This is a genomic window from Chitinibacter sp. S2-10 (genome assembly GCF_046530675.1).
Lineage (GTDB): Bacteria > Pseudomonadota > Gammaproteobacteria > Burkholderiales > Chitinibacteraceae > Chitinibacter.
The window spans coordinates 1,567,945-1,591,594 of the sequence record NZ_CP172558.1 but is presented as its reverse complement, the minus strand read 5'-3'; the positions used below and the strand labels follow the sequence as shown (position 1 = coordinate 1,591,594).

General features: G+C 47.2%; 19 protein-coding genes and 2 tRNA genes. 16 read left to right on the top strand and 5 right to left on the bottom strand.

Annotated features, from left to right (window positions below):
* Positions 1-157: 157 nt before the first annotated feature.
* On the bottom strand, positions 158-1,762 hold the full coding sequence (locus ACG2XO_RS07560; protein WP_410500202.1) for an ABC-F family ATPase: 1,605 nt from the start codon (positions 1,760-1,762) through the stop codon (positions 158-160).
* A 303-nt stretch (positions 1,763-2,065) separates the two neighbouring features.
* On the opposite strand from ACG2XO_RS07560, the gene ACG2XO_RS07555 reads away from it, so the two are divergent.
* From ACG2XO_RS07555 to ACG2XO_RS07545, 3 genes are all read left to right on the top strand, one after another.
* Positions 2,066-3,583: a hypothetical protein gene (locus ACG2XO_RS07555; RefSeq protein WP_410500201.1), complete on the top strand. Its 1,518-nt coding sequence runs from the start codon at positions 2,066-2,068 to the stop codon at positions 3,581-3,583.
* Between the two features lie 95 nt (positions 3,584-3,678).
* Positions 3,679-3,768, top strand: a tRNA-Ser gene (locus tag ACG2XO_RS07550).
* A gap of 119 nt (positions 3,769-3,887) precedes the next feature.
* Positions 3,888-5,426 carry a DUF6538 domain-containing protein gene (locus tag ACG2XO_RS07545; RefSeq protein WP_410500200.1) on the top strand — a complete coding sequence of 513 codons (1,539 nt, stop codon included), beginning with the start codon at positions 3,888-3,890 and terminating at the stop codon, positions 5,424-5,426.
* Between the two features lie 65 nt (positions 5,427-5,491).
* Here the strand turns inward: ACG2XO_RS07545 and ACG2XO_RS07540 are convergent, their stop codons facing one another.
* The gene (locus ACG2XO_RS07540) at positions 5,492-6,337 is read right to left on the bottom strand and encodes a UvrD-helicase domain-containing protein (RefSeq protein ID WP_410500199.1); all 846 of its coding nucleotides are present in this window, start codon (positions 6,335-6,337) and stop codon (positions 5,492-5,494) included.
* Between the two features lie 8 nt (positions 6,338-6,345).
* On the opposite strand from ACG2XO_RS07540, the gene ACG2XO_RS07535 reads away from it, so the two are divergent.
* The 13 genes from ACG2XO_RS07535 to ACG2XO_RS07475 all read left to right on the top strand — a co-directional run bounded on the left by ACG2XO_RS07535 (position 6,346) and on the right by ACG2XO_RS07475 (position 20,141).
* Positions 6,346-6,768 carry an HNH endonuclease gene (locus ACG2XO_RS07535; protein WP_410500198.1) on the top strand — a complete coding sequence of 141 codons (423 nt, stop codon included), beginning with the start codon at positions 6,346-6,348 and terminating at the stop codon, positions 6,766-6,768.
* A gap of 232 nt (positions 6,769-7,000) precedes the next feature.
* Positions 7,001-7,090 (top strand) — tRNA-Ser (locus ACG2XO_RS07530).
* A 249-nt stretch (positions 7,091-7,339) separates the two neighbouring features.
* Positions 7,340-7,624 carry a co-chaperone GroES gene (locus tag ACG2XO_RS07525; protein WP_410500197.1) on the top strand — a complete coding sequence of 95 codons (285 nt, stop codon included), beginning with the start codon at positions 7,340-7,342 and terminating at the stop codon, positions 7,622-7,624.
* 63 nt (positions 7,625-7,687) lie between these two features.
* Positions 7,688-9,325 carry a chaperonin GroEL gene (gene groL / locus ACG2XO_RS07520; protein ID WP_410500196.1) on the top strand — a complete coding sequence of 546 codons (1,638 nt, stop codon included), beginning with the start codon at positions 7,688-7,690 and terminating at the stop codon, positions 9,323-9,325.
* Between the two features lie 120 nt (positions 9,326-9,445).
* A complete protein-coding gene (locus tag ACG2XO_RS07515) occupies positions 9,446-10,351 on the top strand; it encodes an ankyrin repeat domain-containing protein (protein WP_410500195.1) in 906 nt (301 codons plus the stop codon).
* 253 nt (positions 10,352-10,604) lie between these two features.
* Positions 10,605-11,258 (top strand): TnsA endonuclease N-terminal domain-containing protein, encoded by a 654-nt coding sequence (locus ACG2XO_RS07510; RefSeq protein ID WP_410500194.1) that lies wholly within the window; start codon positions 10,605-10,607, stop codon positions 11,256-11,258.
* Positions 11,255-13,150: a helix-turn-helix domain-containing protein gene (locus ACG2XO_RS07505; RefSeq protein ID WP_410500193.1), complete on the top strand. Its 1,896-nt coding sequence runs from the start codon at positions 11,255-11,257 to the stop codon at positions 13,148-13,150. Before ACG2XO_RS07510 ends, ACG2XO_RS07505 begins: the two co-directional genes overlap by 4 nt.
* 2 nt (positions 13,151-13,152) lie before the next feature.
* Positions 13,153-14,052: a TniB family NTP-binding protein gene (locus ACG2XO_RS07500; RefSeq protein ID WP_410500192.1), complete on the top strand. Its 900-nt coding sequence runs from the start codon at positions 13,153-13,155 to the stop codon at positions 14,050-14,052.
* A 2-nt stretch (positions 14,053-14,054) separates the two neighbouring features.
* Positions 14,055-15,077, top strand: coding sequence for a TniQ family protein (locus ACG2XO_RS07495; protein WP_410500191.1), 1,023 nt, complete (start codon positions 14,055-14,057; stop codon positions 15,075-15,077).
* Between the two features lie 182 nt (positions 15,078-15,259).
* Positions 15,260-16,315: a DNA cytosine methyltransferase gene (locus ACG2XO_RS07490; protein ID WP_410500190.1), complete on the top strand. Its 1,056-nt coding sequence runs from the start codon at positions 15,260-15,262 to the stop codon at positions 16,313-16,315.
* A gap of 10 nt (positions 16,316-16,325) precedes the next feature.
* Positions 16,326-17,423: a hypothetical protein gene (locus ACG2XO_RS07485; RefSeq protein ID WP_410500189.1), complete on the top strand. Its 1,098-nt coding sequence runs from the start codon at positions 16,326-16,328 to the stop codon at positions 17,421-17,423.
* Positions 17,420-19,201, top strand: a complete 1,782-nt coding sequence (locus ACG2XO_RS07480) for a hypothetical protein (protein WP_410500188.1) — start codon at positions 17,420-17,422, stop codon at positions 19,199-19,201. Before ACG2XO_RS07485 ends, ACG2XO_RS07480 begins: the two co-directional genes overlap by 4 nt.
* A gap of 1 nt (position 19,202) precedes the next feature.
* Positions 19,203-20,141, top strand: coding sequence for a hypothetical protein (locus tag ACG2XO_RS07475; protein ID WP_410500187.1), 939 nt, complete (start codon positions 19,203-19,205; stop codon positions 20,139-20,141).
* Between the two features lie 104 nt (positions 20,142-20,245).
* On the opposite strand, the gene ACG2XO_RS07470 is transcribed toward ACG2XO_RS07475, so the two are convergent.
* The 3 genes from ACG2XO_RS07470 to lipB form a co-directional block, all read right to left on the bottom strand.
* On the bottom strand, positions 20,246-21,865 hold the full coding sequence (locus tag ACG2XO_RS07470) for a hypothetical protein (protein WP_410500186.1): 1,620 nt from the start codon (positions 21,863-21,865) through the stop codon (positions 20,246-20,248).
* Between the two features lie 105 nt (positions 21,866-21,970).
* The gene (gene lipA / locus ACG2XO_RS07465) at positions 21,971-22,945 is read right to left on the bottom strand and encodes a lipoyl synthase (RefSeq protein ID WP_410500185.1); all 975 of its coding nucleotides are present in this window, start codon (positions 22,943-22,945) and stop codon (positions 21,971-21,973) included.
* 23 nt (positions 22,946-22,968) lie between these two features.
* Entirely contained in the window at positions 22,969-23,592 is a 624-nt protein-coding gene (gene lipB, locus ACG2XO_RS07460) for a lipoyl(octanoyl) transferase LipB (RefSeq protein WP_410500238.1), read from the bottom strand.
* Between the last annotated feature and the right edge of the window lie 58 nt (positions 23,593-23,650).

The window sequence follows — 23,650 nt, the reverse complement described above, 5'->3', positions numbered from 1 at the left end:
AGCAGTTGCAGATTAGTCTGCAAGCCAATACCCAGAAACCGAGCTTAGGCTCGGTTTTTTATTGGTTGGCCACATTGCAACATTTTATTTACTGTGGCAGATGACCAGACACAAAAAAGCCCAACCTGAGTTGGGCTTTGAAAAAGTCAGAAGCAGATTATTCAAGTCCACGACTTTCAAGATACTCCTCATAGCCACCGAGGAAGTGGGTGTAAGTCCCATCGCCATTCAATTCCAGAATCTGCGTCGCCAACGACGATACAAACTGGCGGTCGTGCGAGACGAAAATCAGCGTGCCTTTGTACAGCTCCAGCGCCATATTCAGCGATTCGATCGATTCCATATCCATGTGGTTGGTTGGCTCGTCCATCACCAGTACGTTCGGTTTTTGCAGGATCAGCTTACCGTACAGCATGCGGCCTTTCTCACCACCCGACAGCACTTTGACCGATTTTTTCACATCATCGCCACCAAACAGCAGGCGACCCAAGATGCCGCGAATAACCTGATCATCGTCGCCAGGCTGACCCCATTGCTTCATCCAGTCAAACAGCGTGATGTCCTCAGCAAAGTCTTCTTCGTGATCCTGAGCGAAATAGCCTGGCTCGGCTTTCTCGGCCCACTTGATCGTACCGGCATCCGGCGCCAAGACGCCCACCAGCATTTTCATCAGGGTGGATTTACCCACGCCGTTACCACCGATCACCGCCATTTTCTGACCGGCTTCAAAAATGAAGTTCAGCTTGGAAAATAGCGTTTTATCGAAAGCTTTAGACACATTGGTGATTTCAAAAGCTTGGCGGTGCAGCTTTTGCTTGTCGTCCATTTCAAAGCGGATATACGGGTTCTGACGTGAAGACGGCTTCACTTCAACCATGCCTTCCTTGATCTTGTCCGCCAGCTTCAAACGGCTGGTGGCCTGACGGCTTTTCGATTTGTTCGCAGCAAAACGCTGGGCAAATGCCTGCAGCTCGGCCACACGCTCTTTGGCCTTGCTGTTGTCGGTCAGCGTCCGCTCACGCGCCTGCGTTGAAGCGAGCATATAGTCGTCGTAGTTGCCCGGGTAAATCTGGATATTGCCATAATCAACGTCGGCCACATGCGTACACACTTGATTCAAGAAGTGACGGTCATGGGAAATGATAATCATCGTTGAGTTGCGTTCATTCAACGTATGTTCCAGCCAGCGGATCGTATTGATGTCCAAGTTATTCGTCGGCTCATCGAGCAGCAAGACATCGGGATTGCTGAACAGCGCCTGCGCCAGCAAAACGCGCAATTTCCAGCCTGGTGCCACATCCGACATCGGGCCATTATGCTGCTCAATCGGCACGCCCGCACCCAAGAGCAAAGCACCCGCGCGCGCTTCGGCGGTATAACCGTCGTACTCTGCGACTAGGCCTTCGAGCTCGGCTGCGCGCATATAGTCGTCTTCAGTCGCTTCGAGGTTAGCGTAAATCGAATCACGCTCATGGATGGCATCCCACAATTCAACGTGCCCCTGCATCACGACATCGAGTACGCGCTGATCTTCGTAGGCAAACTGATCCTGTTTCAATTTACCCAAACGTACACCGGGCTCGAGCGAAACATTACCTGCAGTGGGCTCCAAATCGCCACCAAGGATTTTCATAAAGGTCGATTTACCGCAACCATTGGCGCCAATCAAACCGTAGCGATTACCATCGCCGAATTTTACCGAGACTTTTTCGAACAGTGGCTTGGCGCCAAACTGCATCGTAATGCCATTAGAACTGATCATGATCTGTATGCCCTATTACCCATCAGCGAGAAAAACGCTCTGGCTTACCGCAAAGTGCGTAGCAAGCGGCTGAAAACGCAGCATTTTATCACAGAGGCGTGTGAGCTTCCGTAATTACCAAACAGATTAAATTCGGGCAAAATACGCTTGCGGCGCAATTGCAGATTCAATAAGGACATGCGCAACAACAGGCCAAGCTGCTCACAAAATTTGCGAATACAATAAGAACGCGCCTATTGTGTAAGAAATTCAATCCATTTATTTGTTGATGCCTCAACAGGCATCAATCTAGGAATAACATTCATGTTTGACTTTAAAAACCTGATCGGCGCTTTACTCGGCAAACGCGAGCAGGAAGGGGTTCACGACCTAAAATCAGCAACCGTCCTGATGCAGGAACTCCCCGAAAGCGACATGCTGCAAGCACAGATCGAAATCGTGCAAGCACTCAGGCAACTCAATACCAACGCCAAAACCGGCGCCAAAGACCGCTTTAAAACCGTTCCCTATCTGGATGAAAAAGCCCGCCCGCTGCAAAACCATCTGCTCGATATTTACCACGGCAACACGCTCGACGATGGGGCCACCCCGAAACAGGTACTGCCTACCCTGCTCGCCTTTCTGAATGATATGGGCGATGCCTATCGCCTGTGCATTAAACAAGTTGGCCAAAGCGTACCGCGCGGATTAGAAAAAGACCTCCCGCTATTTACGCTGCGCGGCATTATGTATTTTGTCGAACAGGCACGCTGGTCTTATCTGCGCTATATGGAAGTCGATAGCCGCACCTGGCGCAATCTGAACCGCCTCTATCTATATGCAGAACAGCAGGGATTTGCGACCACGCCGCAACAACCCTACCCGGAAGCAGAAATTACCGACATTCGGCGCGAATACATGCTGCTGCTGATGCTGTCGCTGGCGCACCCGGAAAAAATGCAATCAGCGCAAATCGAGTTGGTCAGCCAGTGGTTGAAGCGCTGGGTTAGCCGTATTGATCTGGAAACGCAAATCAATCCCAACCGTCAGCTGTTTGCGATCAACATCGCCGGATCAACGCCGCCAAAACGCTTGCGCCGCGATATGGTTGGCGAAAACTGGCGCTATTGGTTCACCGAAACGCTGGTCTTGCACATCAAGGAAACCATCGAAAAGTTACGCCACGGCGAATCAGCCGAACGGCTTGGCTTGCCAACGGACTCGGCACACGCTGCCAACCTGGATTTGATGCAACATTTAACCGAACTCTGGTCACGTGATACACCGGCACCGATCCGTAAAGCCGAGCGACGCGTCACCCAAAAATCGATTAGCGTCACTCGCGGGCTGGACGACGTCATTAATCATCTGCGTGGCACTCCCGAGCTAGAAAAATTGCCGGATCACTGGACGATTGATAATGAAAGCACCACCGGCTTTGGCGTCAATTACCAGAGCGAACGCGAAGACGAATTGCAGGTTGGTGAAATCATCGGTCTGGACGGAGTCGGCATCAGCCCGGTTTCGGTCGGCATCGTGCGTCGCATTACCAAATCGTCCGAAGGGCTGGTCAGTGTTGGGATTGAAACAATGTCGCAAACACCGATTGTCGTCGAACTGACCCCTTTACTGGGCAACCGCAGTTTTCTGGGCATTTATTCGCCAGAAAACACCACAATTAGTCAGAATCGTTTTCTGGTTCTGCCGCAAGCTTTTTTCGCCGAAAATCGTGAATTCCGCCTGGCCGCACAAGGTAAAACCTACCGCATCCGGCTCTCGCCAGCGCTGGAACACACAGCCAATGTGTCGCTGGCTAATTTTTCGGTACTGGAAAAACTGTAAATATTCTGCTGACTTAGACGATTTTTTTCAATTTCAAACCAAAAGGGCAAGACAAGCGCCAAAAAGCTTGTTATTATGCCGACCTGTTCAAGAACGGAAGCGTGGCTGAGTGGTTTAAGGCAGCGGTCTTGAAAACCGTCGGGGATGCGAGTCCCCCCAGAGTTCGAATCTCTGCGCTTCCGCCAAATACTTGAATAAAATACTAAAGCCTTGAGAAATCAGGGCTTTTTTATTGCCTAAAATTTCTCTCGCTGAATTTGTTACACACACTGCTACACAGCGTGCTACACAAAGGACAGCGAACATGGCTCACCTCAGCAAACGCAACGGCATTTATTACTTCCGTTGCCGCATCCCCAGCACATTAATCGGCCACTTCAAAAAAACTGAGGTATGGAAGTCGCTGCGCACATCAGACCGCAGGACTGCCATTCTCAGATGTGCGAAAATCCAAATTGATTTTCAACAGCTGATACTCAAAATGGCAAAACACATCCCCTCTGTCGCTGAAATGCTTGAACAAGAAGCTCAGGATGCCAATATCGCAGCCATGAAAGAAGGTACGTTTTGGGATAACTGGACTCCACCCGACCCACAGCCCGACATTGAGCTGAGCAAAGACGAAATAGAGGCGATTGAGGCGGAACACGCCGCATTTACGCGCCATTACGAACAGCTAGAAGCTCGCCGAGAAGGCATGGTGATAATGGCTGCGGCGCAAGACGAAGAACAAAAAAGAACCGCCGCACAGCCGACCGCAGATCAGCTGGTTAGTGATTTGGTCAAAACACTAAAAAGCGTACAGATGAATATCAAGCAAGATGGCAAGCTCAGCAAAATATACGAAATGTATATTGAAGAGAAAACGCTGTCTGGCGTCGGCGTTGCACAAATCACCTCGCTCAAAGAGGTCATTTATGGCATTTTGGTTGGGTTCTTTGGAGCTGACGCGGTTTGCTCGGATGTAACAGACGAGCGCGTACACGAACTATTCACCCTAATACAGCAATTACCCCAAAAGTTTACGCTCAGCCCAAACTGGAAAGCAGAGATAGGTCGTGCCAGAGAGCAAGAAGGTACGCTTTCATTCACCACGGTAAAACGCAAATGGCTAACCGTGCTGGAAATTTTCAGCTCAAACTCGGCCCTGAGCCACTTCAAACGATCACCGTTTGAAGGTGTTCGCTTCAAGAAAAATGACAAGAGGAACAAACAGAAGAAAACATACAAACTATTCAATGATACTGAACTGGCAACCCTCTTCGCGCCAAATCATCTTAAATTCAACCCCAAACGGCCCGCCCAATATTGGGTTCCGCTAATTGGCCTTTATGCGGGCCTAAGACTTAATGAAGCTTGTCAGCTGCTTATTGCCGACATTGAGCAGCATGATGGCATTTGGTGCTTCAGCGTACAAGAAAGCGCAGAGGATGACGATAAAAGCATCAAAACAGAGCATAGCGAACGATTCACCCCAATCCATTCGAAATTAATCCAGCTAGGCCTACTCGACTATGTCAGTTCGCAACCCAAAGCAGGGCGGCTTTTTCCAGAATTAACGTGGACAGCAAAAAACAAATGGGGCGGTGCAACATCTACATGGTTCGGCAGGTATAAAACGCAACATGGCGTAAATGACCCTGATAAGGTTTTCCATAGCCTGCGTAAACACTTCAATCAATCCATGAAAGACAATGGTATCCCAGAAGAGATTCGGGAAGCCGCCTCAGGCCACGCCGCGACAGGAGTCAATTCTGAAATTTATGCCAGCCAAACCTCACTTCCAATGCTAAAACAGGCAGTTGAGGCAGTACGTTACCCGTGCTTGGAAGGCGCCATTTAGATTCAAAGGGGCGGAGATTCGGCAATTCAACGAACCAGAAGCCCCTCAATAGACGCGCACCCAAATTACTTTTCTAACGCTTGCGAGATTGCGGCAGGCAGGCCACCAACTGCAGTAATCAGCAAATTTGTCTTTGCCCTAGTAACTCGCACGTACCATTCATTGACGGTTTCTGCTCCGTCAATTTCGCCGAATTTTCTTTTGCCGCATCGCAGCACTACATTTTCACGCTCAGCACATTTAGCAGCATGAATAGTCATCACATCAGCCTGCTCGACCAAGCCATGAATCCAGAGTTGCTTTTTAAGTTGTAAACGCTCATCGTTATTTCTGGTGAGAACCAAGGATTTATCTGGGTGTCGCTTAACAAACGCGATAATTTGTTCATGCTCAACAGCTTCCGATACACATTGTTTGGTCGTCACACTGCCACCACATTTCAAGGCAACTGACGGAGTGGCCTGATAAGCAATTCTGTTAGACAATTCGACAATCGCTGCGCACGACCTTCTGTTAGTTGTCATCAAGATCAGGCCGGACTCCCCAAGCAAATCATGCTGACAAGAATCAACAAAGGCCGTAAATTGCTTTGAATCTGCACCTCTCCAGCCATAAATCGACTGCCTAACATCCCCAACGGCAAAAATGGTCTTGCCAAGCTTTTGAATCAACTTCCATTGATCGCCATCTAAATCCTGCGCCTCATCAACAAGGACCTGGTAACAGGGAGAAGCGACTTTTTCGGCGCAGCTGATTAGTTTGTCATAACCAAGAAACTCCACGGGGCATTTGTTCTCGATTAGTATTTTGCTAGCAGTCGAGTGCAGCGTAGCTATCTGAACATTAAAAACACCATGTATTGCCAATCTTGCTTTCAGCTCTTCAGCCGCTTTGTTGGTGAATGTAGTCACCAGAATTGATGCTGGAGCAACACCAGCGGAAATCAAGAACAACAACATTCCCGCAATACCGCAAAGAAATGAAAGGCGTCGGCTGGGGTTATCTTTACAACGCACATAAAGATGATGATCTTGATCCTGCCACGCTAGAAGCTGAAACAGCGCGGCTAATGGCTGATGACGATGTCACAAAGAAAAAGGGAATTTACGAATACCTGCTTACAAAGAACGAGAAGCATTTAAATATTCGAGCGTTCACTGACGCACAGAAGAGAACTCTGTACGAACGTCAAAAAGGTATTTGCTGCTCTTGCAAGAATCATTTTGAAATTGCCAATATGGAAGCAGATCACATCACACCTTGGTCACAAGGCGGAAAAACAGAGATAGCTAATGGTCAAATGCTCTGCCGTGACTGCAACCGTCAGAAGTCTGACAAGTAAAAATAAAGCCCTCTGCACTGAGGGCTTTTTACATACCACTTCTAAAAAAAGTCTGCCGCAGGGGCTTGACCTGTTACACAAACTGCTACACAATACGCACCTCAACTGCTACTCAGCTCTGAGAGTTATTTACAAATAATTTTTAGAACAATTAGCGATAAACCAAGTTGAACAACCTAACCCATTGAAATGTAATGAATTTCAGCAATGGCGACGGTATTTTACCAAGAACGGAAGCGTGGCTGAGTGGTTTAAGGCAGCGGTCTTGAAAACCGTCGGGGATGTGAGTCCCCCCAGAGTTCGAATCTCTGCGCTTCCGCCAAAAATTCTGAAGCCCCGACCTTGGTCGGGGCTTTTTGCATTACCCGACAGGGTATTGCAATCAACATCAACCCCATCAAGCCCCGGCGACCAATACCCCGCCGATTCCAATTAATCAGCTGCAAAATTTCATCCCGCCCCTTGAAAAAGCAAAACCCCGCCCCTACCATTTAGCACTCAGGTCGGGCGAGTGCTAACGCGCCCACCATCTAATTCTTGTATTAACTTGGTACTCAGGAGTTTTAACACCATGAAAATCCGTCCATTGCATGACCGTGTTGTGATCAAGCGCGTTGAAGCCGAAGAGAAAACTGCATCAGGCATCTTGCTCGCAGGTAGCGCAGCAGAAAAACCGGACATGGGCGAAGTCATTGCTGTTGGCGCAGGCAAAGTGCTGGATAACGGCAGCGTGCAAGCCCTGACCGTGAAAGTTGGCGACAAAGTATTGTTGGGTAAATACGCACAAAGCGTGAAAATCGACGGCGAAGAACTGGTCGTTGTTCGCGAAGAAGAAATTTTCGCGATTGTTGAGTAATCCCATATCGAGCATTGTTTCCCGGCATTAGGCCGGATGATCATGAATTTGGAGAAATGAAAAATGGCTGCAAAAGAAGTTCTGTTTGGTGATAGCGCACGCGCAAAAATGGTGAACGGCGTTAACGTATTGGCGAACGCGGTGAAAGTGACTCTGGGCCCTAAAGGCCGTAACGTGGTACTGGAGCGCTCTTTCGGCGCGCCAACGATCACTAAAGACGGTGTATCGGTTGCTAAAGAAGTCGAGCTGAAAGACAAGTTCGAAAATATGGGCGCGCAAATGGTCAAAGAAGTGGCGTCTAAAACTTCTGACATCGCTGGTGACGGTACAACAACTGCAACCGTATTGGCACAAGCCATCGTGCAAGAAGGCATGAAATACGTTGCGGCCGGCATGAACCCGATGGATCTGAAACGCGGTATCGACAAAGCCGTTGTGACTTTGGTTGGCGAATTGAAAAACATCGCAAAACCATGCACGACGAGCAAAGAAATCGCGCAAGTTGGCTCGATCTCTGCCAATTCTGATGAAATCATCGGCGAAAAAATCGCTGCTGCAATGGACAAAGTCGGTAAAGAAGGCGTGATCACCGTTGAAGACGGTTCAGGTCTGGAAGACGAACTGGATGTCGTTGAAGGTATGCAGTTCGACCGTGGCTACCTGTCTCCGTATTTCATCAACAACCCGGACAAGCAAATCGCTGCGCTGGACAACCCATTCGTGCTGCTGTTCGACAAGAAAATCAGCAACATCCGTGACTTGTTGCCAGTACTGGAACAAGTTGCCAAAGCCGGCCGTCCTCTGCTGATCATCGCCGAAGACGTGGATGGCGAAGCACTGGCTACCCTGGTTGTGAACAACATCCGCGGCATCCTGAAAACTGTAGCGGTTAAAGCCCCAGGCTTTGGTGATCGTCGTAAAGCAATGCTGGAAGACATCGCGATTCTGACTGGCGGTACTGTGATCGCTGAAGAAGTTGGCTTGTCACTTGAAAAAGCCGATTTGTCATTGCTCGGCCAAGCGAAACGCATCGAAGTAGCCAAAGAAAACACCACGATCATCGACGGCGCAGGTCAAGAAGAAGCGATCAAAACTCGCGTTGCAATGATCCGCAAGCAAGTTGAAGAGTCAACTAGCGACTACGATCGTGAAAAACTGCAAGAACGCGTAGCCAAGTTGGCCGGCGGCGTTGCGGTGATCAAAGTCGGCGCTGCAACCGAAGTTGAAATGAAAGAGAAGAAAGCACGCGTTGAAGACGCGTTGCACGCCACTCGCGCAGCCGTTGAAGAAGGTATCGTGGCGGGTGGTGGCGTTGCGCTGCTGCGTGCCCGTTCAACGATTACCGAGCTAAAAGGTGCTAACGCCGATCAGGACGCGGGCATCAAGATCGTTCTGCGTGCCATCGAAGCGCCATTGCGCCAGATCGTCCAAAACGCGGGCGACGAGCCAAGTGTTGTGGTTGCCAAAGTGCTGGAAGGCAAAGGCAACTTCGGTTACAACGCAGCGACTGGCGAATACGGCGATATGGTTGAGATGGGTGTACTCGATCCAGCCAAAGTCACTCGTTCTGCACTGCAACACGCTGCGTCTGTAGCAGGCTTGCTGCTGACGACGGATTGCATGATTGCTGAACTGCCAAAAGATGATGCACCTGCAATGCCAGACATGGGCGGCATGGGTGGCATGGGCGGCATGATGTAATTGCTCTCGATTTGAGTCGATAATGAAACGCCACTGGTCATGCCAGTGGCGTTTTTCACTTGAGCCAGACATCGTCAATAGGTAAAGTACCTTACCCTATTTACTTTACCGGGAAATAGTTTGAATTTCACCCTGACGGCCTTGCTTGGCACTGAGCATCATCTGTATCCACGACAACTGGAGCAGAGCCATCCCCGAGTATTGCGACAAATCGCGACGCTTTGGGGCAGTGATCAGCTGGAAACCTTCATTTCTGCCCTGCTTGTCGATGATCGCGGAAACCGCCAGGGCTTTGCACCGGAAATTGTTTCCGAGCTATTTGCACTCTATCGCCTGCACAACAGCCGTTTTGGCACAAAAAACAGCCATCACCCCTGGGATCACGTCAAAGAACCTTGTAAAGGTTTAAAACATGACGAGCTGGAACAAAATAACAAAGCCTATTTTCAGGCCATTGAATGCGGCAATACGCTGAAAGTCTTAGCGCTACTCAAATCGGGCATTAACATTGAAAGCGCCGACGAATTTGGTAAAACGGCGCTGATCTGGGCTGCAACCTGTTCGCACCTGCCCATGCTGGGCTTGCTGCTATCGCGCAACGCCAATACCGAAACATGTGATCTGGGTGGCTTTACCGCCCTGCATTGGGCTGCTGCCGAAGGCCATCTGGCTGCGATACAGTTATTGCGCGAACATGCAGCCCGACTGGATGCCAAAAGCAAAACCGGAGTAACTCCATTAATGCAAGCAGCCTCGCGCGGGCAACATGCTGCGCTACGCTTGCTACTCGAATCCGGAGCCAGTATTGCCCAGACTGATGCCAGCGGCCAGTGCGCCCTTGGCTACGCATTGCAGGCCAGCCACAATCACTGCTGCGAAGAATTGCTGCTGCAACACAGCAAACGGGCACAGGGCATCAGCAGCAAAGTAGGGTGGCAGGCATTTCAACTTGGGCTCAGCCATCACAATCGGACTATCCGGCAATTATTCAGCAAGCATCGTTTTGAATTAAGTTCGTCCATCTAGCGTTCGATCCTTTGGCGCATGGCCACGGCCAGAGGACGTATTTTTAGATTTCAATAAAAAAACGGGGCTTCAGCCCCGTTTCATTTACGCCGCGCTCCGGCGCATTCAAATCATCATGTCTCCATCGCAAGTAAATGCGATTTTTTGGCGTTTCTGTGAACTCTGCACTATAAGTGCATGAGACTATTAGCTTTAAGTCAATGAGACTAGATCTGGAAGTTTGTGTCAACTTTGATCGAGGTATTTGCGCATCATGCCAGTACGTCGTATCCCCAAAAACTATCTCACGGTCACCGGGGCATTCTCGAGCAAGAAGAATGACCGGATGCAGTCATTCGAGTCCTTACTCGAACGCGATTACATGCTACTACTTGAATTTGACCCTGACGTTGAGAGCTTTGAAGAACAACCGGTCACGATTCCTTTGGGCGGCAAAGGGCGCAGCGCAAAGAAATATGTCCCCGATGTGCTGGTCAAATACCACAACAAGCCCGCAGAACTCACTGAAGTTAAACCCAGCCAGGATCTCGAACGGAATGCCGAAAAATACTCCGCCAAGTTTGAGCAGGCAGAGCAATACGCCCAAGACCACGATTGGGTTTTCACCAAAACAACAGAGCGCGAAATCCGGGGTTCATACCTGCAAAACCTGAAGTTTCTGCGTGAATACCGAAATATCCAGCCAGCCGAACAAGACGTGGCACGAGTCATTGAGGTGCTTCAACTGGCCGACGGCGAACTCCCGGTGGATGCCCTACTACAGCAACTCGGCAGCGATGATTCCGACATTTTGCACTGGGCACCGGTGGTCTGGTTCATGTTGGTCACAGGCCAACTAGCCGCTGTACTGGATGAGCCTTTGTCCATGCAAAGCATGCTGTATCTTCCTCAAGAAGCCGCATCATGACTACAAGCATTCTATTTCTGAACAAAGGCGACACCTTCGTGCACGATGATCGCGAATACGTGATCGTGGCACTGGCCGATCTGACCCATGTTTTGGCCAAGGCGGTGGGTACGCAGGAAAAAGTGCTCATCGACATCAGCACCATTTTGCCCCCTAAGCCGGTAAATGAAGCGCCCATTACCGGGACTTTGAGCGTCACGGTTGATCTCGCCGAAGTATCTGATGAAGAGTGGAAAGAAGCTGAGCGCAGAAAAAAACTGATCGAACCACTGCTGAATCCATATGAATCCGCCAAAGATGCGGCAGACCGAATCGTCAAGGAATCCGGAGTAAGCCGTTCGACGCTTTATCGCTGGTTGAAAGCTTATAGGGAAACAGGACTGCTCTCGTCCCTATTAGCGACCAAACGCAATGGCGGTCGTGGGAAAGGCCGACTACCGCAGGAAGTCGAGGTTATTATCCGGGAGCGGATTGAGAACTATCACCTGACCGAACAGCAGCCTTCCGTAGCCAAAACAGCCAAGGAAGTTCAGCGCCTGTGTCGGAGTGCTGATTTACCGGCTCCGCACCTGACGAGCATCCGGAAACGTATTGAATGGATTACTCAGCACGAACGTATCAGCCGCCGCAAAGGTGCACGAGTCGCCAGCCTGCAATTTGATCCGAATCTTGGCTCCATTCCAGATGCCGAGTGGCCACTAGCTCTGGCTCAGATGGATCACACACTTTTGCCGATAATGATTGTCCACGATATATCTCGCAAATCGATCAAGCGACCGTGGATTACACTGATGATCGATGTTTACAGTCGAATGATTTTGGGAATGTATTTGACGCTAGACCCACCATCAGCCATGTCGGCCGGAATGTGTGTATCCCACGCTGTTCTGCCAAAAGAAAAATGGCTGCATGATCTGGGTGTAGATGTGAGTTGGCCCTGCTGGGGGGTCATGGGCTGCTTACATATGGATAACGCCCGTGAGTTTCGCGGTGAAATGTTGCGCGTGGCTTGCCATGAATACGACATCGATCTCAATCTTCGCCCTGTAAAAAAACCCGAATATGGCGCGCATATCGAACGACTGATGGGCACTATCTCCGAAAACCTCAAGCACCTACCTGGCGCAACGTTTTCCGGAGTGGATGAAAAAGGCGAATATGATGCCGAAAGTAAAGCCACAATGACCCTATCCGAGCTGGAAAAATGGCTGGTTCTGATGATTGCGCATTACCACAACAGCCTTCACACCGGCATCGGCTGCACGCCCCTACAGAAGTGGAAAGACGGATTGCTGGGCGGCAATGGGCAACTGCCACGTGGCCTACCCGCTCGTCGACTCGATGAAGAAAAAATCCGACTTGATTTTCTGCCGTTTGAAGAGCGATCCGTCCAAGATTATGGGGTGGTGCTGGACGACATTTACTATTTCCACGATGTCTTACGCCCATGGATCAATTCGCGTGATCCCAAATATCATCGCCACGCCAGACTCTTTCGTTTTCGGCGTGACCCGAGAGATATCAGCCAGCTCTATTTCTTTGATCCCAACAGCAAGCGCTACTACGCCATTCCCTATCGCAACACCAGCCTGCCGGCAGCCAGCATCTGGGAGCTACGCGATGCCAAAGCACAGCTACGTAAAGAAGGCCGAAAGAATATTAATGAACACATGCTTTTCGATCTCATCAATCGCCAGCGCAAGTTGGAAGATGAGTCTGCTGAAAAAACCAAAGTTGCGCGTCGCGCGCAGCAGAAACGAATCGAGCACGACAAATCACGGAAAGATCTGGCCAAGCGTTTACCAACTGTAGCGAAGGCCGCACCAAGCGCTATGCCTCCGAAAATTGAAGGCTACGATCCTTCGGCCATCAAATCATTCGATGAGGAATAGCTTTGACAAAGCCCGATTACTCACACCTGGGAAAAAAAGCCAAAGAGCTCATCACCGGCTCCGCTCAAGAGCGAATCATTGCTGTTCAATCTGGGTCTTGGATTTCCTATCCAAGAGCAGTTGAAATTCTTGATAAGCTGGAACGGCTTTTAAATTATCCCGAGGTTACACGGATGCCCAACATGCTGATTGTTGGCCCATCAAATAACGGAAAGAGCTCAATTCTCGAACAGTTTCAGCATCGCCACTTGCCTGATTTAAATCCCGATGGAGATGCTGCCGTGGCACCTGTTGTTACGGTTGAATCTCCCTCACACCCCGATGTCAGCGATTTCTATGGTCGGATTCTCGACAAGCTGTTCATCGCCTATCCACCACGAGCAACGCCAGCCGAGCGCTGCCGCCAAGTAAAACATATCTTTGAAACGTTGCAAGTAAAGGTGCTGCTGATCGATGAAATTCATCATCTGATTGCCGGTAGCCTCAGTAAACAGCGCGACTTTCGGAATGCAATTAAAAGCCTCGGCAATGAATGCAAAATTTCAATCGTAGCGGCAGGGATTGAAGAATCCTACAACGCGTTCAACACCGATCCCCAGCTATCAAATCGTTTTGTTCCCGAAACTTTGCCGCGATGGCGGCTTGATACCACTTTTGGCAGCATTTTAATGACGTTAGAGCAGCGCATGCCATTAAAGCTGGCGTCCAACTTGTATGACACCGCAATGGCACAAAAAATACTGTGGCTATCAGAAGGCACTTTAGGTGACACCTGTGATTTGCTGAAGCTAGCGGCAGAGCATGCGATAACAAACGGCGACGAGCGCATTACGAGCAAATTGCTAGATAGCTTGCCCTGGGTTCCGCCATCCATGCGGAAGGCAAATCCGGCCAGCATGTAGTCATGACTGACACCAGCCAATCACAATGGCTCATTCATCCCAAACCGTATGCGGATGAATTATTGTCTTGCTGGTTGGTGCGAATAGCCCATGCCCACGGACTTAAAGTCGAGACGTTTTGCCACCTCAAGTTCGGAAAAGAGCGGCCACTCTGGAATCGAGACATTGATCGCCTATCTCCGGAGTGGCTGATTACTGAAATTTGTTCGCATATAGGTTTAAGCATTGAAGCCGGGCGGGCAACAACGCTACGCGGATATGAGCACGTCCTTTATCCACATTTTCATTCGTCTGGATTATTGCGCTGGATATTGCCGTTGAAACTGTACCATCGCACACGAAATGGTTTTGGTTTGCAATTTTGTCCCGCATGCCTTGCCCAAGATACTGAGCCCTATTACCGCCGCCGGTGGCGGGTCGGCTTTAATGTTTTTTGCCCGAAGCACAATTGCATGCATCATGATCGCTGTCCACGCTGTGAAGCTCCTGTGATTTTTCATCGCCTAGAACTCGGTCGACCAGACGTGGTTGATGTCGGGCCGCTAAGCACTTGCTTCAAATGCGGGTTCGATTTTCGCGAGACAACCCCAACAGCACCTGAGCCTTATGATCGAACGGCTTATCAAGTATTGCGCCAAGCTATCGAGTCACTTGATGCCCCTGCCAAATACAATGGAACCAGCATAGATATCGGATTTTTAGGGGTAATGCACCAGTTGTGCAAGCTGATGACAAGTCGCTATAGATCCACCTCGCTACGCCAGCATGTGGCGACAGAGCTCAGAATCAAAAGCATTCCACTTACGAATCCCAAGATACCTTTTATATTACGGCCGATCAATGAACGTTGGCATTTGCTACAGTTAGCAGCTTGGATCATGACAGCTCCAGAACTCCGGCTCACTGCAGCTTGGCGCGCGAAAGCGATCCGTTACAACCACTTGGAAAAAGATTTCTTTGATCCTCCCCCATGGTACTCAGCAATAGTTAATAAATTTTCGGATTGGCGAGCAGATCAACGATAGCGCAGTACACATCTGAAGTAAAATGTACACTTTATAGTTTTCTACACTTACCAATTCGCATCATTTTCAACAACCTGCAGAATAGCCATAAAGCGCATGAATACTACAATCCTCCGAAAAAAAATATTGACATCAATCATAGCTTGTATACGCTGCGTGTATATGATTAACGGAAGATTTGCATGATCGGGATAGATTTATTCTCTGGGGCAGGAGGCATGTCACTCGGGGCAAGGATGGCGGGAGTTGATGTACAGTTAGTTGTAGAAGCTGACAAATATGCTGCCGCTACATACCTACACAATCACAAGCCAAAGTATGGGATTTTTATTGATGACATACGTAAGTTTCAACCTCAAACTCCCTTTGTTAACAGGTCAAATGGCCTAGTTGTTTTTGGGGGGCCACCATGCCAAGGGTTTTCAACCTCCAACCAAAGAACTCGTTCCGCATTAAATGATAATAATTGGCTCTTTAAAGAATTTGTTCGCGTCGTCAAACTATATCAACCAGATTGGCTTGTTTTTGAAAATGTACGCGGCATTTTAGAAACTGAAGGGGGCATATTTGCAGAACAAATTATCAATGAATTTGAAAGTCTAGGTTACACAGTAAGCGCAGACTTATTGCATGCTCACCATTATGGGATCCCGCAAAAACGTGCCCGCTTTTTCATTGTCGGCTCCTTACACGGCATTAAATATAACTTTCCAAAACCTAATCCAAGTACGATAGTAACTGTAGCAATGGCTTTTGATGATCTCCCGAAATTAGAAAATGGAGCTTCAATTTGCACTCTTCCATATGCAAAAGAAACAACCAACAGTTACACATCTAAATTAAGAAAAAATCTCAACGACTGCAGCAATAATTTAGTTACAAGAAACAACAGCATTATTATTGAACGATACAAACACATACCGCAAGGCGGCAATTGGGAGAATATCCCTGAGCATCTAATGAATAATTACAAAGACAAATCTAGGTGTCATACAGGAATTTATCGTCGACTGTGTGCCAATGATGCATCTGTAGTTATTGGCAACTTCAGAAAGAACATGCTGATACATCCCAGTCAGGACAGGGGATTATCTATTAGAGAAGCCGCTCGACTTCAATCATTCCCTGACGACTTTATTTTTAAGGGATCAATAGGATTTCAACAGCAACAAGTAGGAAATGCTGTTCCCCCTTTTTTGGCAAAAGCGATTTTTGAATCGCTATTATCTCAAGCATAGAGGATATTGTGTGAACATCAGCAAAGAATGCATGGAGCCTTTAGAAACCTGGCTACAAGAAAACCAAAAAAAAATGCAATTTTTCCCACATGGAAAGAGCGATTACTTTGATAGATATTGGTTAATTAAAGACCATTTAGCCAACAGTATTTACCCATATATTGCTGCGGGTACATCTGCTGAGGATGGGGGAATCTACACTGATCATAGCATTGACCATTTCAATGCTGTAATTAGAATTACAGGGAAATTACTAGGCATCCCAGACGAACGAGAAAATGCTATAACAGCCGCAATAAGCCTCAACCCATATGAAGTTTATATTACACTAGTATCAATACTCTTACATGACGCCGGCAATATAAATGGGCGCAGAGGGCATGAAAAGCACCCTTTAAAGATCTTTACCCAAATGGGTGCTGGATTATGCCCAGATCAGTTTGAGGCAAAACCAATTGCTGACATTGCACAAGCTCATGGAGGAAAAACAACAGACATTCATGGAAATACATCCAAGGATACTCTATCAAATTTAAAAGAAGAAGACACTTATGCTGGCAAGAAATATCGTCCAAAACTAATTGCATCACTCGTTCGATTTGCAGATGAAATTTGCGAAGACCGCAGTCGAGCAGCTAGATATTTACTATCGGCCGGAACACTTCCAAAGAAAAGTGAAATATTTCATCACTACGCAAACTCGATTTCTAGCGTCGACATTGATTTGCGAAGCAAATGGGTTAACATTAAGTATGAAATACTAGAGAAAGACATATTAAATCAATACGGAAAAGACAATGGAGAAGGCGGGCACTCAGATTGTTATCTGATCGACGAAATAAATTCTCGCCTAGAAAAAATGTTTTGCGAGATGATTTACTGCAAATCCCATATGATTGAAGCTGTACATATAAATCAAATTAGAGCAAATATTATCATTTACTCACAAACTGATGGCTCAATTGGTGAGATCGCATGCGACAAAAGATTCGAATTAAAAGAATCGGGCTATCCTGCAGACAGCTTCACGTTCAAATCAGCATACCCTGATTGGTGCGGCGATGCTGCACTAGAGATCCTCACCAAATTTAACGAGGCAAAGTCATGAATCCATTTTCAGTAAAAACACCAGAAACTTTAAGCCCGCAGGACATCGCTAGTTTATTTATTGATGTTTTTTCTGACTTCCCAAGAATTTTGTATGCTGAACATACATTTATTCATGGCTCCCGGGGTACGGGCAAAAGTATGATGCTCAGATACCTCGAACCTAGCGTACAAATTGCAGCAAGGAAAGTGCAATCGGTTCCTGAGCTCAATTATTATGCTGTGCATATGCCCATAAAAACACCAAATTACTGCCTTACTGAGCTAGAACGATTGGATGGGGCACCCTATTGGCTATTATCAGAACACTTCTTAATCCTTAATGCTGCGTTACAAATTACAAACTCATTGCAAATGCTGGCAGTAGATTCCGCATCATCCAACGAGGAAGCCATATCTTCTTTTTTAATAAAAGTAAATCAATTAATTAAAGACATTGGACACGACCCTATCATCATAGAGCAAAAATCATCTGGAATTGAAAAACTGGGTCAGCTCAACAATTTTTTCACAAGGGAACGTATAACCTCAAAGAAATACATCAACAAACTAACCTTTGAGAAAAACTTAATTCCATATGAAGGATCGATTTTTGGCTATGAAGATTTTTTCTTGCCTTACATTCGCCTAATAAAGTCTCTGGACTTCACTCCAAATGGTCCAATCTACCTAATGATAGATGATGCAGACAACCTTCCAATTCGAATGCAAAAAATTATCAATGGTTGGGTTTCATACCGGTCAACCAACGATTTGTGCTTAAAAATATCAACGCAAAAAAAATATAAAACTTGGAGAACAACCCAAGGTATGTTGATTGAAAATTCACACGACTTTTCTGACATCGATATTAGTTCAGTTTATACATCAAAACAATTCAGCCACTATTACGATCGAATTGAAGAGATTGTAACTCGCCGCCTTGAAGTTGCTGGATTAAGTGGAATTACACCAACAGAATTCTTCCCTACAAATTCAACACAAGACCTTGGGCTAGAAAATATTAAAGCTGAGATTGGAAAAAAATGGGATGAAGGCATACGAATTTCTTCAAGGAAGGCTGATGATATTCGACGGTATGCCGTATCTGAATATTTAAAGGCCTTAGCTAGAGACAAAAAAACTAATCTGTATAGCTATGCAGGCTTTAGGTCAATGGTTGATATATCCTCAGGGATGATTAGGTTCTTTTTAGAACCTGCAGCACGAATGTATTCTGAAATGATGTCTACGCATGATGGGTCTGTTATTAAAAACATCCCATATACAGTTCAGGATAATATATTAAAAAAATGGTCTGAAGAATATGTACTAGAGGAATTTGACCATCTCAAGAAAGATGAAACATCAGAAACATCTTCAAACCTCAATAAAGTCGAACAAGTAAAACGGCTAATAAATGCATTTGGTGAATGTTTTCAAAAGAAATTAGTGTCATCAGACTCAGAACGACAGTACATTTCATTCATGGTAACAGCCGCCCCCTCAAGCAACGTTCAAGAAGTATTAGATCTAGCTGTAGAATGGGGCTACTTGAATGTTAAAAGTATAGGCAGAAAAGAAGGATTTGGAAGAAACACGCTATATTCATTAAATCGCAGACTAGCACCATATTTCAAATTAGATCCATCTGGATATGCACACCACATGTCGGTAACACCAGATCATTTGGCTTTAGCAATTGAAAACCCAAGGGCATTTGTAGTAGAACGGCTAAAGGAAGAAGCAGACAAAGATTCAAGAACAACAACCCAAGAATCATTTAATTTCGGGGAATAAAATGCGCCAAACTAATGTGCAGTTAAAAATTACAGAGCAACTTCCAGAAAAAATTGACTATTACATGGTTTGCGCCAGCTATGAGAATCGTTGTTTATCTGCATACGAAAACATCACACCTGACCGCATAGAAAATCTCGGGGTTTTTTATTTCGACCAATTCGAGGAGGGCAGCAGAGCAAATATCACTCTTTACACAGAGAAATATTCAAGTCAACTATTTAAACTAGACGCATCCCACCCCACCACAATTGCTGATTCAATTATTGACTTCTTCTCTCCAATAAAGACCTTAAAATCCCCGCCAAATTTAGTAATTGACACATCAACTTTCACAAGAGAAAGCTTATTAATAGCCCTAAAATACCTAGAAATAAATAAATCAATTTTCAATGAAATATTTATTTTTTATAGAGCTGCAAAAGTTTCAAGCTCCCTAAGCGATGCTGTATTGCAAGTTAGATCTGTCCTAGGTTACATGGGCGATATTGAATCTAACAAACCGCTTCATTTAATTTTACTATCTGGGTTTGAACACGAGCGAGCCAAAGAAATAATCGACACATTAGAGCCAGATTTCATTTCAATCGGATATGGGGCCAAGGGGCAATCAATATCAGACGAACTACAAGCGATGAATGCAGCGTTCACAGAAAAATTAGTTGCTTACTATTCTCAGGATAAAATCAACGTTTTTGAACATTCATTACTTGACCCATACAAAGCAAAAAATGAAATTATTTCTATAATAAATAGCAAGGCCGATTACAACACAGTAATTGCACCTTTAAACAACAAACTATCCACTATAGGTGCGGGGCTTGCGGCAATATCCAACCCTAACGTACAGATTTGTTACGCCCAGATGGGCAGCTATAATGAATCCGCTTATTCAGAGCCAATGGATGATTGTTATATCTACCCTTTAAAATTTGACTAATTACTAATCAAAAAATATCTACATGCTCAGTTTTTTTCTTGGAATCCTGAGCATGAGACCCCATGTACAGTCGGGGTATAAAACAAACCATTTACAAAACACCTTTAAAGCATCTTATTTGCTTTTTTACCAACAAGATTACCAATAAGATCCATCAACGTTGTTTTCTTGAAATCGAATATCTCAATCAATTCTGAGGCTGAATAATTCGCGCGACTTTCTACAATCCAGAAAGTCGCCACTACCTTTCTATTTGTCATCACTTGTGCAAAACAACTTTGCCGCTGCCGATGATATCCATTTGGCATGGCTATTTGCGTAATGTCATCGATCACGCCATCATCATCAATGACTTTGGGCAAAGCAAATACTTTTTTACCAATAGCAGGGTGTATTATCAAATCAACCATAGCGGATTCATTACGAGCCAGACTTTGCTTCAGAAGCTCAGTCAGTCCGCGCTCTACGAACCGAGGCAGTTTTTCATCTGAAGTTTGACCCAATATACAATCAGCAGAAAAAACGAGATCAATGGCACGGCCACCATGACCGACCGCCTCACCACTGGCAACCTGTTCAAACTTACCATCTTCATGATGGATATACACATCTGGGCTGTCCGAATATTGCACCTTGTCCAGCCAGACAGGCTTTTTCTTTAAATCTGGGAATTTCGCTTTGTCTTTCATCCAGCGAGCCTGAATATTCTTGTTTTTATCCGGATCACCATCAACCAGTCTGGCCTGCTCTTTGGTGTCACGATTAATCTTTACCGGTTGGTTCTTTTTGTTATCCCCGCCCGGTATTCGTCCATGGGTATTTGCAGCAGACTGCTCCAGCTCATAGGACAATGAACGAAATGGAAATGGGTAAGAACAGGACTGAAGAGAAAACACGACAAAGGTCGATTTCTCGACGCCTTTAAACGATATCCATGCCCCATTGGCTTGCAATGTCGTTTTGCCGATAAATGGAAAAATCGTAAACGGGTTGGCTTCGCGATGCTCAATTACACTTTGCGCACACGATTGGTAAACATGAGCGGCGGCGCGCCAAGCGGTCTGACTCAAAGCGATACGACCAATGTCGGCGGCAGCCGGTCCCGGTAACTTTTCTGCCAGCTTTAGGTGTAGATGGCGCGTCTGGTCGTTGAATTTCAGTTCCTGCCAAAGGCTTTCTTTCTTCAATGCTCCTGAAAAAAGACGACTGATCAACGACCCGCTAGAACCGAAATAAAAACGTATGAGTTCCAAGCATGGGACAAATATCTGCCTACCATCAGGCAAAGCAATGCATATACCATTTGAGTGAGTGTGCTGCTGATGCCCACGATGCTCTCCCCAGGGGAGCAAATAATGCCCATCAACAGAGGCCCCGGACTTCACATACGTGGTGGACTCCGGACTAATCGCGATGTTTTGGAAAACTTCGAGATCATAGTCAGGATCATGGATGCACATGCCATCCTGCCAGACCGTTCCAACTTTGAGTGTCCGTAAAACGCCAACCGGCAACCACACTTTTCGTTGAAGAGTGTAATTGCCATAGGGCTTTTCGCCAGCCTTGGTCAGCTCTTCATAAGGATGATTTAGGGGAGAAATCGCGACTTGGACGCTTGATTGCGACCATCTGGAAGATGTTTTGGTGTATGACACCTCCCCGAGCCAATCCAGCCGCCAGGCGTCTTTAGATGGGGTGAGATCGGGGAGGCTAAAGTCTAACAATGACGTGGCCTACAGAGGTATTTGAGGGGTGATTTTCGCTCTTTCAACTTATGCAAAATCTCATTTACTTCGCGATAGTCTCATTTACTTAGCTATGGTCACACATCAAACGCCTGCGTTATGCGCCTGCTGATCTGCATGATAGCTAGACCTAACCATTGCACCGACTGCAGCATGCTTGAAGCCCAGCTCGTAGGCGCGTTTTTCGAACGCTTTGAACTGATCCGGATGCACATAGCGCAATACGGGCAAATGACCGTTCGATGGCTGCAGATACTGGCCAATGGTAATCATGTCGATGTCGTGCGCGCGCATGTCTTCCATCACTTGGTAGACTTCTTCGTCAGTTTCGCCAAGGCCGACCATGATGCCGGACTTGGTATTCACATGCGGATACAGGCGCTTGAATTCTTTCAAGAGATCGAGCGAATGCTGGTAATCCGAGCCGGGACGCGCCTGTTTGTACAGGCGTGGCGCGGTTTCCAGATTGTGATTCATTACGTCAGGCAAGGCCTGCTGGAAAATATCGAGCGCAATGTCCATGCGGCCACGGAAGTCGGGCACCAGCACTTCGATTTGCGTTTCAGGACTGAGTTCGCGCGTTTTCTGGATACATTCAACAAAGTGCGCCGCACCGCCGTCGCGCAAATCGTCGCGATCGACCGACGTAATCACGACATATTTGAGTTTCAGCGCGGCAATGGTTTCGCCCAGATGGCGCGGCTCGTTTTCATCGAGCGGATTGGGGCGGCCATGGCCAACGTCGCAGAACGGACAACGGCGCGTACAGATGTCGCCCATGATCATGAACGTCGCCGTTCCCTTGCCGAAACATTCGCCGATATTCGGGCACGACGCTTCTTCACAAACGGTATGCAGCTTCTGCTCGCGCAGGATTTCCTTGATTTCATAGAAGCGGCTATTGTGGCTGGCGGCCTGAACGCGAATCCATTCGGGCTTTTTCAGCTTGGTTTCAAGCTGCACTATTTTGATTGGAATCCGCGCGGTTTTGGCTTCGCCTTTGAGTTTGACGCCAACTTCTTTGCCTGGCTTTGCCGGTGTTTTGATTTCTTCAGTCATTTTTTTCCCGATAACCGTACAAACTAAACGGTTAAAGTTTTGATTTGGTGGGCAATTTTGTGCGCCATTTTAACGGCTAAAGTCGCGGGTGTCTCGCTAATCCCGAAATCGGCCATTCGCGTCACTTGCAAACCCTGATAACCACAAGGGTTGATCAGATTAAAAGGCGCCAGATCCATCGACACATTGAGCGCCAGACCGTGATAACAGCAGCCATTGCGAATCCGCAGGCCGAGGCTGGCGATTTTTGATTCGGCATAGTCATCTTTGACGTAGACACCGGGCGCGTCGACTTTGCCGTAAGCGCTGATGCCATGATCGGCCAAAATGCCAATCACACTGTTTTCCAGCTTGCGAACCAGATCGCGCACGCCCATTTTGTAGCGGCGCAAATCGAGCAGCAAATAAGCGACCAGCTGGCCCGGTCCGTGATACGTCACCTGCCCGCCTCTATCGATCTGCACCACCGGAATATCCGACATGGCGAGAATATGCTCGGCCTTACCCGCCTGCCCTTGCGTAAAAACCGGCGGGTGTTCGAGCAGCCACAACTCATCGACCGTGTCGGCATCGCGCTCGGCGGTAAAACGCTGCATCGCCAGCCAGGTCGGCTCGTAATCGACCATGCCCAGTTGCCGAACTCTCAATACATGCGGAAATGGCTCAAGGGGTATATCAATACAATTGATATTAGTATTGAGTTGC

Coding starts and splice junctions, on each gene's coding strand:
- ACG2XO_RS07475 (WP_410500187.1), top strand. CDS start 19,203: ATGCGCCAAACTAATGTGCAGTTAAAAATTACAGAGCAACTTCCAGAA.
- ACG2XO_RS07480 (WP_410500188.1), top strand. CDS start 17,420: ATGAATCCATTTTCAGTAAAAACACCAGAAACTTTAAGCCCGCAGGAC.
- ACG2XO_RS07510 (WP_410500194.1), top strand. CDS start 10,605: ATGCCAGTACGTCGTATCCCCAAAAACTATCTCACGGTCACCGGGGCA.
- ACG2XO_RS07555 (WP_410500201.1), top strand. CDS start 2,066: ATGTTTGACTTTAAAAACCTGATCGGCGCTTTACTCGGCAAACGCGAG.
- groL (WP_410500196.1), top strand. CDS start 7,688: ATGGCTGCAAAAGAAGTTCTGTTTGGTGATAGCGCACGCGCAAAAATG.
- ACG2XO_RS07505 (WP_410500193.1), top strand. CDS start 11,255: ATGACTACAAGCATTCTATTTCTGAACAAAGGCGACACCTTCGTGCAC.
- ACG2XO_RS07560 (WP_410500202.1), bottom strand. CDS start 1,762: ATGATCAGTTCTAATGGCATTACGATGCAGTTTGGCGCCAAGCCACTG.
- ACG2XO_RS07545 (WP_410500200.1), top strand. CDS start 3,888: ATGGCTCACCTCAGCAAACGCAACGGCATTTATTACTTCCGTTGCCGC.
- ACG2XO_RS07490 (WP_410500190.1), top strand. CDS start 15,260: ATGATCGGGATAGATTTATTCTCTGGGGCAGGAGGCATGTCACTCGGG.
- lipA (WP_410500185.1), bottom strand. CDS start 22,945: ATGACTGAAGAAATCAAAACACCGGCAAAGCCAGGCAAAGAAGTTGGC.
- ACG2XO_RS07495 (WP_410500191.1), top strand. CDS start 14,055: ATGACTGACACCAGCCAATCACAATGGCTCATTCATCCCAAACCGTAT.
- ACG2XO_RS07525 (WP_410500197.1), top strand. CDS start 7,340: ATGAAAATCCGTCCATTGCATGACCGTGTTGTGATCAAGCGCGTTGAA.
- ACG2XO_RS07535 (WP_410500198.1), top strand. CDS start 6,346: ATGCTGGAGCAACACCAGCGGAAATCAAGAACAACAACATTCCCGCAA.